This is a genomic window from Streptomyces sp. NBC_00727 (assembly GCF_045161745.1).
Taxonomy (GTDB): Bacteria; Actinomycetota; Actinomycetes; order Streptomycetales; family Streptomycetaceae; genus Streptomyces.
On the sequence record NZ_CP108981.1, the window covers coordinates 1,924,913 to 1,941,199 of the forward strand.

Sequence of the window (16,287 nt, forward strand, 5' to 3'; positions counted from 1 at the left end):
GTCACGTCGCCGTGTTGTCGGCGGCCCCCTGCGAGGGCCCGCGTCCTCCGTCCCCTTCCTTCACGTCCTACGTCCTTGGACAGCTTATGCCGTTTCGGCCCGGCATCCGGAGTCGAGGAGCGTTTGGGAACACTTGGACGCCTTGGGCGTATGGTTGCGGTCCGTCCCTTGTCATCCTGCCTGCCCCGTCCTGTCCGACACCTTCTGCCTGCACCGATACCCACTCGGCGGCCGTCCATCCGCCCGGCGGAACCGGGTCCGGGACGAGTTCGCGGTTACCTCTCGGTAGAGATGACGTACGCGTTCCAGCGGTACACGATGGGGATGGCGTACACATCCTCATGTCCGGGGGCATGACTCCCGTAACAGGCCCCGAAGCGCAGCACCGAACAGCGAAGGAACAGCGTGGCTTCCGGATCCGATCGCAACCCGATCATCATTGGCGGCCTTCCGAGTCAGGTCCCGGATTTCGATCCCGAAGAGACCCAGGAATGGCTCGACTCCCTCGACGCCGCCGTCGACGAGCGAGGCCGTGAGCGGGCCCGCTATCTCATGCTCCGGCTCATCGAGCGCGCGCGCGAGAAGCGCGTCGCGGTGCCGGAGATGCGCAGCACGGACTACGTGAACACGATCGCCACGAAGGACGAGCCGTTCTTCCCGGGCGACGAGGAGATCGAGCGCAAGATCCTCAACGCGACCCGCTGGAACGCGGCCGTGATGGTCTCGCGCGCCCAGCGTCCGGGGATCGGCGTCGGCGGCCACATCGCCACGTTCGCCTCCTCCGCCTCGTTGTACGACGTCGGTTTCAACCACTTCTTCCGCGGCAAGGACGACGGTCTGGGCGGTGACCAGATCTTCTTCCAGGGACACGCGTCGCCCGGGATCTACGCCCGCGCGTTCCTGCTGGACCGGCTGAGCGAGGCGCAGCTGGACGCGTTCCGGCAGGAGAAGTCGAAGGCGCCGAACGGGCTGTCCAGCTACCCGCACCCGCGGCTGATGCCGGACTTCTGGGAGTTCCCGACCGTGTCGATGGGCCTCGGTCCGCTCGGCGCGATCTACCAGGCGCGGATGAACCGCTACATGGAGGCGCGCGGTCTTGCCGACACGTCGAACTCGCATGTGTGGGCGTACCTCGGCGACGGCGAGATGGACGAGCCGGAGTCGCTGGGCCAGCTGTCCATCGCCGCCCGCGAGGGCCTGGACAACCTGACCTTCGTCGTCAACTGCAACCTCCAGCGCCTCGACGGCCCGGTGCGCGGCAACGGCAAGGTCATCCAGGAGCTGGAGTCCCAGTTCCGGGGCGCCGGGTGGAACGTGATCAAGCTGGTCTGGGACCGGTCCTGGGACCCGCTGCTGGCGCAGGACCGCACGGGCATCCTGGTCAACAAGCTGAACACGACGCCGGACGGGCAGTTCCAGACGTACGCGACGGAGACCGGCGCGTACATCCGGGAGCACTTCTTCGGGGACGACCCGCGGCTGCGCGAGATGGTCAAGGACATGACCGACCAGCAGATCCTGCACCTGGGGCGCGGCGGTCACGACCACCGCAAGGTGTACGCGGCGTACGCGGCGGCCAAGGCCCACAAGGGCCAGCCGACCGTGATCCTGGCGCAGACGGTCAAGGGATGGACCCTCGGGCCGAACTTCGAGGGCCGCAACGCGACCCACCAGATGAAGAAGCTGACCGCCGAGGACCTGAAGCGGTTCCGGGACCGGCTGCACATCCCGGTCGCCGACAAGGAGCTGGAGGACGGCAACCCGCCGTACTACCACCCGGGCCGCGGCTCGGAGGAGATCCAGTACATGCACGACCGCCGCAAGGGTCTGGGCGGTTACGTCCCGACCCGCGTGGTGCGCGCGAAGCCGCTGGCGCTGCCCGAGGACAAGACGTACGCGACGGCGAAGAAGGGTTCGGGCCAGCAGTCGATCGCCACCACCATGGCGTTCGTCCGCATCCTGAAGGACCTCATGCGGGATAAGGAGATCGGCAAGCGCTTCGTGCTGATCGCGCCCGACGAGTACCGCACGTTCGGCATGGACGCGTTCTTCCCGAGCGCGAAGATCTACAACCCGCTCGGACAGCAGTACGAGTCGGTGGACCGCGATCTGCTGCTCGCGTACAAGGAGTCGCCGACCGGGCAGATGCTGCACGACGGCATCTCGGAGGCGGGCTGCACGGCCTCGCTGGTCGCCGCGGGTTCGGCGTACGCCACGCACGGCGAGCCGCTGATCCCGGTGTACGTCTTCTACTCGATGTTCGGCTTCCAGCGCACCGGTGACCAGTTCTGGCAGATGGCCGACCAGCTCGCGCGCGGCTTCGTGCTGGGCGCGACCGCCGGCCGGACGACGCTGACCGGCGAGGGCCTCCAGCACGCCGACGGGCACTCCCAGCTGCTGGCCTCGACCAACCCGGCGTGTGTGGCCTACGACCCGGCGTTCGGGTACGAGATCGCGCACATCGTCCAGGACGGTCTGCGCCGGATGTACGGCGGGACCCCCGAGGAGAACGAGGACGTCTTCTACTACCTCACCGTCTACAACGAGCCGATCCAGCACCCCGCGGAGCCGGCCGACGTGGACGTCGAGGGCATCCTGAAGGGTGTCTACCGCTACAGCAGCGGGGAGAAGGGCGAGATCCCGGCCCAGATCCTGGCGTCCGGTGTGGCGGTGCCGTGGGCGGTCGAGGCGCAGCGCATCCTCGCGGACGAGTGGAACGTGAAGGCGGACGTCTGGTCGGCGACCTCCTGGAACGAGCTGCGGCGCGAGGCCGTGGACGTGGAGCGGTACAACCTGCTGCACCCGGAGGAGGAGCAGCGCGTCCCGTACGTGACGCGGAAGCTCTCCGGGGCGCAGGGGCCGTTCGTGGCGGTGTCGGACTGGATGCGGTCCGTGCCGGACCAGATCGCCCGCTGGGTGCCCGGTGCGTACCAGTCGCTGGGTGCGGACGGCTTCGGCTTCGCGGACACACGGGGTGCGGCGCGGCGGTACTTCCACATCGACGCGCAGTCGATCGTGCTCGCGGTGCTCACGGAGCTGGCGAAGGACGGGAAGATCGACCGTTCGGTGCTGAAGACGGCGGTCGACCGCTACGAGCTGCTGGACGTGGCCTCAGCCGATCCGGGGGCCGCGGGCGGCGACGCGTGACACCGTGACCGGTGCGGGGCGGCGGTGCCCGGGTGGGTGCCGCCGCCCCGCGGCATGTCCGGGGCCGGTCAGTTCTCCCAGACCTTGAAGGCGCGCACCTGGTACGGGGAGCGTGGCAGCCAGGTCCCGCCGCCCGGATACGTCTCGAACTCGCCGGTCTCCTGGCACTCGGCGGACTGGTAGGTGGTGACGGGCCGGCCGGTGCGGTTGGCGAGGGCCTGGGCGGTGGCGCCGGTCTTCAGCGGCACGCAGCTCTCGATGTCGATGGTGGACAGCTCATGGGTCTGCCGGGCCCCGGTGAAGTCGGGCTTCGCCCAGAGGCAGAGCTGCCCGCTCCCGCAGTCCCCGAGCCGGACGGGCGCGGCGGCCGCCCTCGCGGCGGACGCGGCGGCCCGGTCAGGCGCGGCGGTGGCGCGGGCCGGCGGGGACGAGAAGAGGGCCGTGAGGGCGAGAAGGGCGGCGGCCAGGGCGGCCGTGACAGCGGTCGTACGCATGTGAGATGAACCCCCGTGTGATGGAAACACCGAATGGAACGTCCACCGGTGTGGATCTTCCATCACCACCCTGAATGATTACGCTGCGTAACCGGAAGAGTTCGGCGCCGGGTTCACCCGGACAGGTGACAGCCCCGCCGGATCGCTCCGGCGGGGCCGTTGGTCACGGTGGGTTGACGCGCGGGGTGACGGGGCCGTCAGATGTGGCCGCCGCCATGCCCGCCTCCGCGTTCTCGCCGCGCTTGGTCAGCGTGGCGACCAGGGCGGCGATCACCGCGACGATGCCGGCGACCACGAACGCGGTGCTCATCCCGGAGACGAACGTGTCGTGCGCGACGCGCCCACGATCTTGGCCGCGACCTCCGGCGGGTCTCCTCGGTGACGGGCGGCATGCCGACCTTGATGGCGGAGGACGCCTGGTCGAGCTGGACCGGCGAGAGCGGCGGGAGCTGCGCGAGCGCAAGAAGCGGCGCACCCGCGACGCGCTGCTCGTCGCCGCCCTCGAACTCTTCACCACCCACGGGTACGAGGAGACGGCCGTCGACGAGATCACCGATGCGGTCGAGGTCTGCCGGCGCACCTTCTTCCGCTGCTTCGCGGGCAAGGAGGCGGCGGTCTTCGCCGTGCAGGACATGGTGGAGTCGCACTTCCTCTCCGAACCGCGCCAACGGCCCGCGGACGAGGCCCCGTTCGAGGCGAAGCGCCGCGCGGTGCTGTGCGCCTGGGACAGCCTGGCGCGCGACCCGCGCGACCCGCGCGACCCGCGCCCCCGGGCCGCCGTCGCCGCGTTCTCCGGGGTCATGCGCGCGGCGGGCCAACTGTGGGGGCAGGGAGGGGACGGCGGCATGGAATCGCTCCGCGCGCTGACCGAGACGTACCTCGACGCGCTCACCCCGGCCCTCTCCGAGAGATGGCGCACATCCTGAACAGCAGTGCGACACACCCCGTCAACAGCCCGTGAGCGCAGCGCCCCCGAGGGCGCGGAGTGTGCCGCGAGGCCGTACGCAGCGTGAGGCGATCGCCGTGTCATTCCGCACAGTCGGGTGATGTACGTCACTCTGCTCACAAACCGGCCACGCGCGTCTCCTAGGGTGGTCCGGAGTGACTTCCTTCGATTCATCCCCCACGCTCACCGCCTGGCGCGCGCTGCTCGCCCTGGCGGTCGTCTTCGTGATGCTCGCGACCACCGGCTGGACCGCCGTGCACCACCAGCGCTCCGCCGACTCCCGCACGCTCGCGCTGGCCGCCTGGGCCAAGGGATCGATAGCGGGACAGCCGCTGCCGGAGGCCGACGCACCGCCGTACAAGCTGGCGCACTTCTTCGCCACGCTGACCGCCGCGCAACGCGCACAGCTCGCCGACAGATACCCGCTCGTCGTGGGCAACCTCAACGGCGCCCCGGTCACTACCCGTTACCGGGCGAACCGGGGGGCGATCGGACAGGCGAGCGCCGTCGAACGCAAGCGCGTCCACGACACCAGGCTCTCCGCCACCGGCCGTGCCGAGGCGCAGCACCGCCTGGACCGCTTCCGCTCGATGCTCGCGAAGGACCGGCACTTCCTGGCGTTCGACCCGTCGGGGCGCGGGCTGGCCGCCGAGGTGTTCGGCGACCTCGACCGGGCCGACCGGATCTCGCTCGTGGTGCCCGGCGTCGACACCACCCTCCTGACGCTGGAACGCACCGGCGCCAAGACCAACGCCGCGCCCGTCGGCATGGCCAAGTCGCTGTACGCCGCCGAGCGCGCCGCGCGCCCCGAGGCGCGTCCCGCGGTGATCGCCTGGGCCGACTACACCACGCCCGTCGGCATCGGGATGGACGCCGCCATGGGCACCCTCGCCCGGCGCGGGGCGGTCCGGCTCGACGCGCTCGTCCGGGCGCTCCCGGGCCCCGCGCCCGTCTCGCTGTTCTGCCACAGCTACGGCTCCGTGCTGTGCGGGGTCGCCGCGAGCAGGCTGCCCGGGCGGGTGGAGGACATCGCGGTGGCCGGCAGCCCCGGCATGCGCGCCGACAACGCAGGTCAGCTGCACACCAGGGCGCACGTGTGGGCGATGCGGGACAGCGAGGACTGGATCGAGGACGTGCCGAACCTGGAGTTCGGGGGCCTAGGCCACGGCGCCGATCCGGTGGACCACGACTTCGGCGCCCGGGTCGTCTCGGCGGACGGCGCGGTCGGCCACAGCGGCTATTTCGAGCCGGGCACCGAGAGCCTCGACAACTTCGCCGCGATCGGCGTGGGCGCGTACACCTCGGTGACCTGCGCACGGGCCGACAGCACCTGCAACGACGGGGTGTACGCCAACACGACAGCCTGACGCGCGTAGAGACAGCGCGTCCGGTCTTCGGATGCGGTGCACTCCGAGAGGGGACGGGGCGGGCAAGTGCCGCATACGATGAGCCGCATGGGTGATGTGCTGGCCGGAATTCATGCCACCTGGGAGTTCGACGGCGACTCCGTGCTCATCCGCTACGAACGGGGTATCCGCACGCCGAGACTCCTCCAGAGCCTCCGCGAGCGCCGCGTCCCGCACGCGGCGCTGTCATCGGTGACGCTGACCCCGGGCAAGCGGGGCACGGTGGTGCTGCGCGCGGTCCCACGTCCCGGCGCCGACCCGCTCCTGGAGGCGGCGGCCGGACAGCTGAAGGACGGCTGCGACCCGTACCGCCTGGTGCTCCCCGCCGCCCGCGAGACCCTCGCCGAGTACTACGCGGACGAACTGCGCGCCTGTCTCGGCGCGGACGCGGGCGAACCGGCCGACCGTTTCCTGGTGGCCGCCCCCGAGGCGCCGATGCAGTTCAAGGCGTACGACGGCCGGGCCGGCTTCGACGGCGAGCGGATCTCCTTCCGCTGGTCCTGGACGGGCGCCTCCTCGGAGAAGTGGAAGGCCGGCGACCAGACGTTCCCGGTCAAGGACCTGTGCGGGGTCGAGTGGCGCTCGCCGGAGGGCCTGGAGGGCTATCTGCGGCTGCTGCCCAGGGGGACGGAGACTGGGGCCCCGGCATCGGGCGTGCTCGCCGGCGCGGGGCTGGGGACCGGGACGGCCACGGGCGTCCAGCCGGTCATACCCCGGCCCGCGCGGGCCGACCAGGACCCCGCGGCGGTGATCTTCGGGCTCGGCTACGGCCCGGTCCACGAGTCGCTGCCCTTCGCGGCGGCCGTCCTGGAATCCGTACGCCGGAAGCAGTCCGCGCCCCCGGCCGCCGCCCCTCTCACGGCCGCGGCCCGGCGCGATCCGGCGGACATCGCGGAGCGCATCCACCACCTCGGGGAGCTGCACCGGGCGGGTCTGGTGACCGACGAGGAGTTCAGCGCGAAGAAGGCGCAGCTCCTCGCCGAGCTGTAGCCGCCCGCGATGACCGAGCCGATACCCGCGCACACCACCGGGCCGGGGCAGTGGACGAGGTTCCTGCCGCAGGCCGCCGCCGCCGCCCTGACTGCGCTCTTCCTCCCCGTCACCCTGGCCAACCTCCTCGATCAGTACGGGCTCGGCGGCACCGCCGCCACCACGCTGGCCGTCACGCAGGCCGGCCCCCTGCTGCTGCTGGCCCGACAACCGCTGTGGGCCTGGTGGATCGTCCTCCCCGCCGACATCGCGGGCGCGCTGGTGCTCCTGGGACGGCCGGCCCACGAGTACGACGTGTGGCCGTGGCCGCCGGCGCCGCTCATCGCCTACCTCTTCCTGCTCCTCGCGCTGGCCCTGCGCAGATCGCGGCGCGTCCTGGTCGCCGTGTGGCTGGCGACCGGCGCGGCGAGCCTGATCCTCCATCTGGTCCGCGCGGACCGCAGCAACGGCAGCGCGCTGCTGCTGCCCCTGTTCGGGGCCGTGGTGCTGGTGATCGGTGCTGCGGTACGGGAACGGCGCGTCGCGCAGCGCCGGCTCGCCGAGCAGGAGACCGTCAGCGAGGCGGAGCGCGCCCGGCGGACGCTGCTGGAGGAGCGGGCCCGGATCGCCCGCGAGCTGCACGACGTGGTCGCCCACCATATGTCCGTGATCACCGTCCAGGCGGACTCCGCGCCCTACCGGCTCCCGGAGCTGTCGGACGAGGCGCGCGAGGAGTTCGGGACGATCGCGGCGAGCGCGCGGGAGTCGCTGGCCGAGATGCGGCGGCTGCTCGTGGTGCTGCGCGGCGACGGCACGGAGGGCGAGCGGGCCCCGCAGCCGGGGATCGACCGCTTGCAGCAGCTGGTGGAGGCGACGGTGCGGGCGGGGCTGCCTGCCGAACTGTCGCTGGCCGCCGACCTGGGTGACGTACCGCCGGCCGTGGATCTGTCGGCGTACCGGATCGTGCAGGAGGCGCTGGCCAACGTGGTCCGGCACGCGCCGGGCGCCCGCACCCGGGTCTCGGTCTCCTCGGACGGGGCGCGGCTGACGGTCCTGGTCGTCAACGGCCCGCCCGAGCAGCCGGTTTCGCCGCTTGAGACGGCGGGAACGGGCCACGGCCTGGTCGGGATGCGGGAGCGCGTACGGTTGACCGGCGGCTCGCTGGACACCGGGCCGCTGCCGGACGGGGGGTTCCGGGTCGCCGCGCGGCTGCCGCTGCCCCCGACCGTGCCCGCCGACGCCCCCTGAGTCCGGAGGAACCGTGACCATCCGTGTGATCATCGTCGACGACCAGGCCATGGTGCGGGCGGGCTTCGCGGCCCTGCTGGCGGCGCAGGCGGACATCGACGTCGTCGGCGAGGCGCCGGACGGGCGCCAGGGCGTCGACGTCAGCCGCCGGGTCCACCCGGACGTCGTGCTGATGGACGTCCGGATGCCCGAGATGGACGGCCTCGCGGCGGCCCGCGAAATCCTGGACCCGCCGCCGGGCGTGATCCATGTGCCCAGGGTGCTGATGCTGACCACGTTCGACGTGGACGACTACGTGTACGAGGCGCTGCGCGCCGGGGCGTCCGGTTTCCTCCTCAAGGACGCGCCCCCCGCGGATCTCATCGCGGCGGTACGGGTGGTGGCGGCGGGCGACGCGCTGCTCGCCCCGTCCGTGACGCGCCGTCTGATAGCGGACTTCGCCAAGCAGCGGCCGTCGGCGGCGGCCCGGGGCGGGGCCGCGCTGCGGCTCAACGGGCTGACGCCGCGCGAGACGGAGGTCCTGGAGCTGATCGCGCGCGGCCTGTCGAACCAGGAGATCGCCGGCCGGCTGGTGCTCGCCGAGCAGACGGTGAAGACGCACATCGGGCGCGTCCTGGCCAAGCTCTCCCTGCGGGACCGGGCGCAGGCGGTGATCTTCGCGTACGAGGCGGGGCTGGTGGTCCCCGGCTCCGCCTGACGCACCACGAGGCGCGGCTGGTGGTCCCCGGCTCCGCCTGACGGATCCGCTACACCCCCTACCCGGGTATCAGACGGCAGTTGGCCCCCCGGTGTGACGTCCGGGCCCCCACCGCGTTCCTACCTTCCTCCCGTCGCGCCGAACAGCGCGCGGGGAACGGCCGGTTCGGCCGGAGAGGGAGGGCGGGGCGGATGCGGCGTTACGCGAGGACCCTGGTCACGGTCGCGCTGACGATCACCGTGGTGTCGGGGACGGCCGGCTGGGTGGCGGGCAACGCCCAGCAGGCGGTCACGGGCCCGCCGCCCGGTACGGCGTCCTGGCGGGCCGACCACACCCTGGGACGCGAACTGCCCGACCCGGAAGAGGATTCGCCCGCCGCGGCGGCCCGTTTCTTCGCGGGACTCACGGACGCTGAGCAGCAGGCACTGGCGGTCCGGCACCCGCTCGTCGTCGGCAACCTGGACGGGGCGCCCGTCGAACTGCGCTACCGGGCCAACGCCCTTGCCCTGAAGGCCTCCCCCGATCCCCGCTACACCCACCTCGCCGATGACCCGGCCCGCCGCATCCTGGCGTTCGACCCGCGTGGCCGGGGCCAAGTGGCGGAGGTCTTCGGTGACTTGGCGGCCGCCGAGCGGGTGTCCGTAATCGTGCCCGGCTCCGACATCGACGCCGGCACCTTCGACCGTACGACCGATGTGTACGGCACCCCGGCGGGCATGGCCCGGTCGCTGTACGCCCGTACGGGTCCGGGCACCGCCGTGATCGCCTGGGCCGGGTACACCACCCCGGTGGGCCTCGGCCCGGACGCTGCTCGCGGAACCCTGGCCGAGGCGGGCTCCGTGCGGCTGTCCCGGTTCACGGACGGGCTGGCGGCGGCCGGGACGCCCGTCACGACGGTGTTCTGCCACAGCTACGGCTCGGTGGTCTGCGGCCTGGCCGCGCCCCGGCTGCACGCCGCCGACCTGGTGGTCCTCGGCTCCCCGGGGATGCGCGCGGACAACGTGGCCGATCTGCGCACCGGGGCGCGGGTGTGGGCGGCGAGGGACCCCGGCGACTGGATCGCCAACGTCCCGCACGTCGAGTTCGCCGGGCTCGGCCACGGCGCGGACCCCGCGTCGCCGGGCTTCGGCGCCCGCCGGGTGCCCGCCGACGACGCGGAGGGACACACCGGCTACTTCGCCCCGGGCACGGAGTCGCTGCGCGCGTTCACGGCGATCGCGACAGGTGCGTACGACTACCGGCCCAGCTCCTCCGCCAGGCCGACGATGACGCCGTCCGGGCCGCGCAGGTAGCAGAGCAGGTAGCTGTCCTCGAACCGGGCGACGGAGCCGACAAGTTCACCGCCGAGGGGACGCAGCCGGGCGACCGTGTCCTCGATGTCGTCGACGGCGTACATGACGCGGTGCGTGCCGAGCACGTTGTGCGGCCGGTCGCGCGGGGCGTCGATCAGCGCGGGGCTGAGGTACTTGGCGAGCTCCAGCCGGCTGTGGCCGTCCGGGGTCCGGAGCATCGCGATCTCGCAGTGGGTGCCGTCGAGCCCGGTGCACTGGTCGGCGAAGCCGCCCTGGACCTCGCCCTTGCCCTCAAGCTCCATCCCGAGCTCCGCGAAGAACGCGACGGCGGCGTCCAGGTCCTCGACGACGATGCCGACGTTGTCCATCCGCCTGATCGCCATGCTGCTGCCTCCTCTGTCGCTTCCTCGTGCGGAGGCTACCCGCCCGCTACTCGCGCGCGAGCGAGGTCAGGCTCATGTCCTGGTAGCGGTCGCCCGCGACCTGCCCGGCGATCGGTTCGAGGAGGGCCAGTTCGTCGTCGGTGAGCGTGAGGCGGGTCGCGCCCACGTTCTCCAGGAGGCGGTGGCTCCTGCGGGTGCCCGGGATGGGGACGACGGTGATGCCGTGCACCTGGGCGCGCTGCTGCACCCAGGCGAGCGCGACCTGCCCGGCGGTCGCCCCGTGCGCGGCGGCGATCTTGTGGACGGGCTCCAGGAGCGCCGCGTTGGCCTTCGCGTTCTCACCGGTCATGCGGGGCTGCGAGGCGCGGAAGTCGCCCGGGGCCAGCTCCTTGCCCGCGTCCGCGAACGACCCGGTGAGGAAGCCCCGGCCCAGCGGCGAGTAGGGCACGACCGTCACGCCCAGTTCGGCGGCGGCGGCGAGCGCGCTGCGCTCGACGTCCCGGCTGAACAGGGACCACTCGGACTGGAGGGCGGCGATCGGGTGCACGGCGTGCGCCTCGCGCAGTTCGGCGCCGGTCACCTCGCTGAGCCCGAGCTGCTTGACCTTGCCCGCCCGGACCAGCTCGGCCATGGCGCCGACGGACTCCGCGAACGGGACGGCGGGGTCGTGGCGGTGCATGTAGTACAGGTCGATCACGTCGGTGCCGAGCCGGCGCAGGCTCGCCTCGACGGCCTTGCGGATGTAGGCGGGGTCGTTGTTCACGCCCCGGTAGTCCGGGTCCTCGTCGCGCCGCTCGATGCCGAACTTGGTGGCGAGGGTGATCCCGTCGCGGTGCGCCCCGACGAACGGCGCGAGGAACGTCTCGTTGGCGCCGCTGCCGTAGATGTCGGCGGTGTCGAAGAGGGTGACGCCCGCCGCGAGCGCCGTTTCCAGCGTCTCGCGGGCCGAGACCTCGTCGGTGTCACCGTAGAACTCGCTGATGCCCATGCAGCCGAGGCCCTGGACCCCGACCCGCGGGCCGCCCCTGCCGAGCTCCACGGTGGCGATCTTGTTGTCAGTCATCAGGCACTGGGCCCTTCCGGCGCCCCGCGGGCGCCCGCATAGAAGTCGATCTTGTAGTCCAGTACGGCCAGGGTGTCCTGGAGCTCCGCTATCCGCGTCCTCACGTCGCGGCGGGTCGCCTCCAGCAGTTCCTGCCGTTCCTCGAAGGTGTGATCGCCCTCGCGTATGAGCTCGGCGTACCGGACCATGTGGGCCACCGGCATCCCGGTCAGCCGCAGCTTGGTGACGAAGGCGAGCCAGTCCAGGTCCCGGTTGCTGAAGCGGCGCTGGCCGGTGTGCGACCGGTCGACGTGCGGCATGAGGCCGATCCGCTCGTACCAGCGCAGGGTGTGGGCGGTCAGCCCGGTGAACGCGGCGACCTCGCTGATCGTGTAGCGGTCCTGCCCCTCGGGGCGCGGGTGCGCCGACGGGGCGGAGGCGCAGAGGTCGGTCCGGCTCGCGGTGGTCTGCATCACGGTCATGCCTCCACGCTATGACGTTGGAGTGCACTCGAAGCAAGCATGACCGGGTGCGGTTTCCGACAGGTGGGACATGGAATCTACTCTCGTACGCATGCAGAGCCTGGCGATGATCGAGAACTGGCCCGTCCCCACCGCGGCGGCGGCCGTCGTACGAGCGGACGGCACGGTCGCCGGTACGCACGGCCCGACCGCGCACCGCTTCCCCCTCGCCTCCGTCACCAAACCGATCGCCGCCTACGCGGCGCTGGTGGCGTACGAGGAGGGCGCGATCGAGCTCGACGAACCGGCGGGTCCCGAGGGCTCGACCGTGCGCCACCTCCTCTCCCACACCAGTGGCCTCGCCTTCGACGAGCACCGGGTGATGGCCCCTCCCGGCAACCGGCGCCTCTACTCCAACGCGGGCTTCGAGGTGCTGGGCGACCACATCGCGAAGGCCGCCGACATCCCGTTCCCGGAATATGTTCGACAGGCGGTCCTGGAGCCCCTCGGGATGACCGCGACCACCCTGGACGGCTCCCCCGCCAAGGACGGCGTCTCCACGGTCGACGACCTGGTGCGCTTCGCCGCCGAGGTGCAGGCCCCCCGCCTCCTCGACCCGCGCACGGTGCTCGCCGCGCAGAGCGTCGTCCACCCCGGCCTGAAGGGCGTCCTTCCCGGCTACGGCCACCAGAACCCCAACGACTGGGGCCTCGGCTTCGAGATCCGCGACGCCAAGTCCCCGCACTGGACCGGCGCCTCGTCCTCCCCCGCGACCTTCGGCCACTTCGGTCAGTCGGGCACCTTCCTGTGGATCGACCCGGCCGCGGGCGCGGCCTGCGTCGCGCTCACCGACCGGGCCTTCGGACCGTGGGCGGCCGAGGTGTGGCCCGCGTTCACCGACGCGGTGCTGGCGGAACTGGCGGGCTGACCGGGGCGCCGGCGCCCGCCGCCCCGGTCAGCGTTCGTCGGCCGTCGCCACCCGGCCCGCGTACCGCTGGGTCCAGCCCGTGCCGGTGTCCGCGGTGAGCACCACGTCGTAGTAGCCGTGCTCGGTGGGCCAGTCCACGACGGTGGAGCGGCCGCCGGGGACGGTGACCTTGCGGGTGCCGCCGGCGTAGTCGTTGGCCCGCAGGGTGTAGCGGACCGGGTGCCGGCCGTCGTTGTGCAGCGCCAGCCGGACCGCGGGGCGCCTGCCCCTGACCAGCCGCGCCTCGACGCGCGGGAGACCGATGTGCCGGGTGCTCGCGTCCTCGGGGAGCACCTCTCCGGCGAAGGAGCGCAGGAAGCCGTCGGGCCCGTACACCGAGAAGGCGTACTTGCCGTCCGTCCGCGTCGTGTCCCAGGTGTACGCGCGGGGGTCCGCCGCGCTCACCGTGTACGGGGTGTTGGAGAACGGCAGGTACCGGTCGGGGAAGACCTGGAGGCTCACCGCCTTGCCCGAGGGGCCGCCGGTCAGGGTCATCGACGCGGTCACCGTGCCCGTTGCGCGGTCCTCGGTGAACGTGGCGTGCGGGTGGAAGGAGAGCCCGCGCGGCTCCATCCGGTCGCGCGGCGGCCTCGGCGGGGTGCCGGTGACCGGGTCGGCGATGACGACCGGGCCGGGGCGCGGGTGCGCGAAGTCGATCGCGCTGGTCAGGTCGCCGGCGATGGAGCGGCGCCACGGGGTGATGTTCGGGCAGGTGAACGGCTTGCCGAGGTGCGCCGCCCAGGTCTCCAGGAACTTCACGGTCGAGGTGTGGTCGAAGACCTCCGAGGCCACGTACCCGCCCCGGGTCCACGGCGAGACCAGCAGCATCGGGACCCGGGGCCCGAAGCCGTACGGGGTGGTGCCGGAGAACTCGCCGGGCGTGCCCGCCTCCGGGCGCGGCGGCAGGACGTGGTCGAACTTTCCGTCGTTCTCGTCGTAGGTGATGATCACCAGGGTGTGGTTCCAGATGTCCTCGTTGCTCTGGAGCGTCTTCAGCACCTTGTTCATGTACCGCTCACCGTGCACCGTGTCGAAGCCCGGGTGCTCGCTCCACGCGGCGGGCATGACCACCCAGGAGACCTCGGGCAGCGGGTGCTCGGCGCCGGGCTCGCAGGCGGCGATCAGGTCGCGCAGGACGGCGTCCAGGTTGGCCTCGGAGTCGTCGTTGGGCGTCGTGGCACCCGCGTAGACGAAGGAGTTGGCCTTCCAGACCTTTCCGGTGCCCGGTTCGAGTTCGGCCGCGTCCGCGGTGCGGGGGTCGAAGGAGGCGAAGCTGTTGGTGACGTTGCAGCCGTACTCGCCGACGTATCCGCTCTGGAGGCTCTTGCCGACGCCGTTGCCGCTGTTGTCCGAGTAGACCCGCCAGTTGATACCGGCCTGCTGGAGCTGTTCGGGGACGGTGGTCCAGCGGCGGGTGTAGTTGTTCTGGCCGGCGTTGCTGGTCTCGCCGCCCGCCGTGCCGCTCATCAGGTAGTAGCGGTTGGGGATGGTGGGCCCGTGCAGCGAGCAGAAGTTCATGTCGCAGACGGTGTACTGGGAGGCCAGCGAGTACATCCACGGCATGTAGTCGGGCGTGTAGTACCACATGCAGTGGTCACCCTTGTCCTGCACCCAGGTGTCCCACCGCCCTTCGTCGGCCCCGTAGAAGCTGTGCTTGTCGCTCCAGGTGGCGGTCGACACGGCGGGCGTCACGATGGTGCCGTCGGCGGCGCGCTGCTGGAAGACGGTGGTGCCGTCCTGGAACGTCAGGACCTGCTTGTCGTCGTGCCCGCGGACGCCTTTGAGCTGGCCGAGGTAGTGGTCGAAGGACCGGTTCTCCTGCATGAGGATCACCACGTGCTTCAGGTCGGAGATGTCGCCCCTGAAGCCCTTGGGCAGGCGGTACTCGGCCGCCTCGGCCCGTGCCCCGCCGACCGCCTCGGCCACCGGTCCGGCGGCGATGGCGCCGAGCGAGACGGCGGCCGTCTGCAGCATCCGGCGGCGGCTGATGCGCATCTCGTTGGTGAGCTCGCCGGCGTCGAGGGCGTCGCTCGGGCACGGGGGTTCGCTGATCTGAAGGGTCATCGGGGCACCTCTGGGAGGGAGAGAGTCGTTCACAAGGAGGAAGAAGGACGTCTGCGCGCGCCTGCGAAAACTAGGGCCTGTATTGAGTTGTGGCGCGGGAGAAGGAGCGGCGTTCGGTGCGTGCGATCACGGTGCGGTCGGGATGTCCTCGTAGCGGAGCTACTTGGGCATTTCGGCCGTGCCGTGAGCGTGCGTGCCGGGCGTCGCGACGCCGCGCCACAACTCAATACAGGCCCTAGGCCGCCGGTACGAACGGCGGGCGAACCGTGGACGTATTCCTGAGGCACCGGCAGATTTCCATGGCCACGGCACGCAGTCGAGATCCCGCACGGTGATAGCCGGAAATCGCGCTCCGATGGCCGGTCGGCCGGTCTTGCCGGGACGCTGGCCGCCGGTCACGGACCGCCGCTACGCTCCGCGCCCATGACCGACGACATAGTCCGCGCCACCGCGTCCGACGTCCCCGCGCTCGCGGGCGTACTGGCCTCCGCGTACGCGGAGGACCCGGTGTGGTCCTGGCTGATGCCGCACGACCGGGACCGGCGGCTGCGGCTGCTGTTCACCGCGCACCTGACCCAGCAGGTCCCGGCGGGCCGGGTGTGGACGGACCCGGCCCGCACGGTGGCGGCGGTCTGGGCGGAGCCCGGCGCGTGGAAGCTCCCGGTGACCTACCTGCTGCGCAACGCGGGCACGCTGCTGCGGGCGGCCCGGGTCCAACTGCCGCGCACGGCGGTCCGGTTGCTGGCCCTGGAGCACCGCCACCCGGTCCGCCCCGCGCACTGGTACGTGGAGTACATCGGCACCCACGCGGACGCGCGCGGGACCGGCCGCGGGTCGACGGTCCTCGCCGGCCTCCTGGAACGCGCGGACGCGGACGGCCGCCCGGTGTTCCTGGAGTCCAGCAACAGCCGCAACCTCACGTTCTACCGCCGGCACGGCTTCGAGGTGCGCGAGGAGATGACGTTCCGGTCGGGGCCGCCGATGTGGTCGATGTGGCGGCGGGAGAGCGTCCGGTACTGAACTGTCACCGTTCAGCGGCCTCCGGCTCGCCGGCGCGACGGGCCCACGCTCCACGGGGGAGTCCTCCCCGCCCATCGGAACCTATACAGGCCGACGGTGCCGTGGAACCCTTCGATCTACGATGCGCTGAGTCATCAGTGCAGTGCTCTCG

Annotated in this window: 15 protein-coding genes; 9 read left to right on the plus strand and 6 right to left on the minus strand. The window is 71.9% G+C overall.

Translation table 11 applies throughout. The features are described 5' to 3' along the window. Positions 1-405: 405 nt before the first annotated feature. A complete protein-coding gene (gene aceE / locus OG242_RS08600) occupies positions 406-3,147 on the plus strand; it encodes a pyruvate dehydrogenase (acetyl-transferring), homodimeric type (RefSeq protein WP_405897578.1) in 2,742 nt (913 codons plus the stop codon). Positions 3,148-3,215: 68 nt separating this feature from the next. On the opposite strand, the gene OG242_RS08605 is transcribed toward aceE, so the two are convergent. Both OG242_RS08605 and OG242_RS08610 read right to left on the minus strand, forming a co-directional pair. Continuing rightward, positions 3,216-3,641: a peptidase inhibitor family I36 protein gene (locus OG242_RS08605; RefSeq protein ID WP_405897579.1), complete on the minus strand. Its 426-nt coding sequence runs from the start codon at positions 3,639-3,641 to the stop codon at positions 3,216-3,218. 163 nt (positions 3,642-3,804) lie between these two features. After that, positions 3,805-3,951 (minus strand): hypothetical protein, encoded by a 147-nt coding sequence (locus OG242_RS08610; protein WP_405901783.1) that lies wholly within the window; start codon positions 3,949-3,951, stop codon positions 3,805-3,807. Positions 3,952-4,057: 106 nt separating this feature from the next. Between OG242_RS08610 and OG242_RS08615 the strand changes: the two genes are divergently transcribed. The 6 genes from OG242_RS08615 (at position 4,058) to OG242_RS08640 (ending at position 10,199) form a co-directional block, all read left to right on the plus strand. Next, the gene (locus OG242_RS08615; RefSeq protein ID WP_405901554.1) at positions 4,058-4,567 is read left to right on the plus strand and encodes a TetR family transcriptional regulator; all 510 of its coding nucleotides are present in this window, start codon (positions 4,058-4,060) and stop codon (positions 4,565-4,567) included. 175 nt (positions 4,568-4,742) lie between these two features. Beyond that, complete coding sequence (locus OG242_RS08620; RefSeq protein ID WP_405897580.1) at positions 4,743-5,954, plus strand: alpha/beta hydrolase; 1,212 nt, start codon at positions 4,743-4,745, stop codon at positions 5,952-5,954. 87 nt (positions 5,955-6,041) lie between these two features. Continuing rightward, complete coding sequence (locus OG242_RS08625) at positions 6,042-6,983, plus strand: DUF4429 domain-containing protein (RefSeq protein WP_405897581.1); 942 nt, start codon at positions 6,042-6,044, stop codon at positions 6,981-6,983. A 9-nt stretch (positions 6,984-6,992) separates the two neighbouring features. Continuing rightward, positions 6,993-8,210, plus strand: coding sequence for a sensor histidine kinase (locus tag OG242_RS08630; RefSeq protein ID WP_405897582.1), 1,218 nt, complete (start codon positions 6,993-6,995; stop codon positions 8,208-8,210). A 13-nt stretch (positions 8,211-8,223) separates the two neighbouring features. Then, positions 8,224-8,907, plus strand: coding sequence for a response regulator (locus tag OG242_RS08635; RefSeq protein WP_405897583.1), 684 nt, complete (start codon positions 8,224-8,226; stop codon positions 8,905-8,907). Between the two features lie 191 nt (positions 8,908-9,098). After that, a complete protein-coding gene (locus tag OG242_RS08640; protein ID WP_405897584.1) occupies positions 9,099-10,199 on the plus strand; it encodes an alpha/beta hydrolase in 1,101 nt (366 codons plus the stop codon). Here the strand turns inward: OG242_RS08640 and OG242_RS08645 are convergent. From OG242_RS08645 to OG242_RS08655, 3 genes are read right to left on the minus strand one after another with little or no spacing between them, the layout of a single operon-like run. Continuing rightward, positions 10,142-10,582: a VOC family protein gene (locus OG242_RS08645; protein WP_405897585.1), complete on the minus strand. Its 441-nt coding sequence runs from the start codon at positions 10,580-10,582 to the stop codon at positions 10,142-10,144. The two genes, OG242_RS08640 and OG242_RS08645, sit on opposite strands and share 58 nt — an antisense overlap. Positions 10,583-10,628: 46 nt before the next feature. After that, a complete protein-coding gene (locus OG242_RS08650; RefSeq protein WP_405897586.1) occupies positions 10,629-11,645 on the minus strand; it encodes an aldo/keto reductase in 1,017 nt (338 codons plus the stop codon). Continuing rightward, positions 11,645-12,106 (minus strand): MerR family transcriptional regulator, encoded by a 462-nt coding sequence (locus tag OG242_RS08655; RefSeq protein WP_405897587.1) that lies wholly within the window; start codon positions 12,104-12,106, stop codon positions 11,645-11,647. The genes OG242_RS08650 and OG242_RS08655 overlap by 1 nt, the downstream gene beginning before the upstream one ends. A 91-nt stretch (positions 12,107-12,197) precedes the next feature. On the opposite strand from OG242_RS08655, the gene OG242_RS08660 reads away from it, so the two are divergent. Beyond that, positions 12,198-13,013, plus strand: a complete 816-nt coding sequence (locus OG242_RS08660) for a serine hydrolase domain-containing protein (protein WP_405901555.1) — start codon at positions 12,198-12,200, stop codon at positions 13,011-13,013. A 27-nt stretch (positions 13,014-13,040) separates the two neighbouring features. On the opposite strand, the gene OG242_RS08665 is transcribed toward OG242_RS08660, so the two are convergent. Continuing rightward, positions 13,041-15,116 (minus strand): alkaline phosphatase family protein, encoded by a 2,076-nt coding sequence (locus OG242_RS08665; protein ID WP_405897588.1) that lies wholly within the window; start codon positions 15,114-15,116, stop codon positions 13,041-13,043. A gap of 423 nt (positions 15,117-15,539) precedes the next feature. Between OG242_RS08665 and OG242_RS08670 the strand changes: the two genes are divergently transcribed. Then, positions 15,540-16,136 carry a GNAT family N-acetyltransferase gene (locus OG242_RS08670; protein ID WP_405897589.1) on the plus strand — a complete coding sequence of 199 codons (597 nt, stop codon included), beginning with the start codon at positions 15,540-15,542 and terminating at the stop codon, positions 16,134-16,136. Positions 16,137-16,287 lie beyond the last annotated feature (151 nt).